This is a genomic window from Chengkuizengella marina (genome assembly GCF_009910845.1).
In the GTDB taxonomy this organism is placed as follows: Bacteria; Bacillota; Bacilli; order Paenibacillales; family KCTC-33759; genus Chengkuizengella; species Chengkuizengella marina.
In genome coordinates this window covers 1-1,411 of the sequence record NZ_SIJB01000074.1, presented here as the reverse complement: position 1 = coordinate 1,411, position 1,411 = coordinate 1, and the positions used below count along the sequence as shown (strand labels likewise).

The window sequence follows — 1,411 nt, the reverse complement described above, 5'->3', positions numbered from 1 at the left end:
CGGTATACCTTCTATCCGTACACAACGCTCCCCTACCCCTGATACCTAAGTATCAAGCCATAGCTTCGGTGGTGTGTTTAGCCCCGTTACATTTTCGGCGCAGAGTCACTCGACCAGTGAGCTATTACGCACTCTTTCAATGGTGGCTGCTTCTAAGCCAACATCCTGGTTGTCTGTGCAACTCCACATCCTTTCCCACTTAACACACACTTGGGGACCTTAGCTGATGGTCTGGGCTGTTTCCCTTTTGACGATGGATCTTAGCACTCACCGTCTGACTCCTGGGGTTTAAAGTCTATGGCATTCGGAGTTTGACTGAGCTTGGTAACCCTTGACGGGCCCCGCACCCAATCAGTGCTCTACCTCCACGACTCACCCCCAAGGCTAGCCCTAAAGCTATTTCGGGGAGAACCAGCTATTTCCGAGTTCGATTGGAATTTCTCCGCTACCCCCACCTCATCCCCTCATTTTTCAACATAAGTGGGTTCGGGCCTCCAGTGAGTGTTACCTCACCTTCACCCTGGACAGGGGTAGATCACACGGTTTCGGGTCTACGTCAACATACTACAATCGCCCTATTCAGACTCGCTTTCGCTGCGGCTCCAGCTCTTCACTTTAACCTTGCATGCTAACGTAACTCGCCGGTTCATTCTACAAAAGGCACGCCATCACCCATTAAACGGGCTCTGACTTCTTGTAAGCACACGGTTTCAGGTTCTATTTCACTCCCCTCCCGGGGTCCTTTTCACCTTTCCCTCACGGTACTGCTTCACTATCGGTCGCTAGGGAGTATTTAGCCTTGGCAGATGGTCCTGCCAGATTCATACGGGGTTTCACGTGCCCCGCACTACTCGGGATCCACTCCGGAGAGAATGATTTTTTAGCTACAGGACTTTTACCTTCTTTGGTTGGCCTTTCCAGACCCTTCGCCTAAACCATTCTTTTGTAACTCCATGTGGAGTGTCCCACAACCCCAACAGGCAAGCCTGTTGGTTTGGGCTAATCCGCGTTCGCTCGCCGCTACTGACGGAATCACTTTTGTTTTCTCTTCCTCAGGGTACTTAGATGTTTCAGTTCCCCTGGTCTGCCTCCACTAGACCTATGTATTCAGTCTAGGGTACGTACCTATTACAGTACGTGGGTTCCCCCATTCGGACATCCCCGGATCGAGGTCTGCTTACGACTCCCCGAGGCATTTCGTTGTTCGCCACGTCCTTCTTCGGCTCCTAGCGCCTAGGCATCCTCCGTGTGCTCTTAATAGCTTAACCATTAAGTTCGCTTTTAAATGATCACTCATTTTAAAGCATTGAATTTCAATTCGAGAATTCCATTTGCTAATGTTTCTTTGCTTTCGCTATCTAGTTTTCAAGGAACATATCTTACTTGAGAGCTTGCACTCTCAAAACTGAAA

The 1,411-nt window shown here is 49.7% G+C and carries 1 rRNA gene; it reads right to left on the bottom strand.

From position 1 onward, the window contains the following. Window positions 1-1,268, bottom strand: a 23S ribosomal RNA gene (locus ERL59_RS20415); the annotation flags it as partial. Window positions 1,269-1,411: the final 143 nt, after the last annotated feature.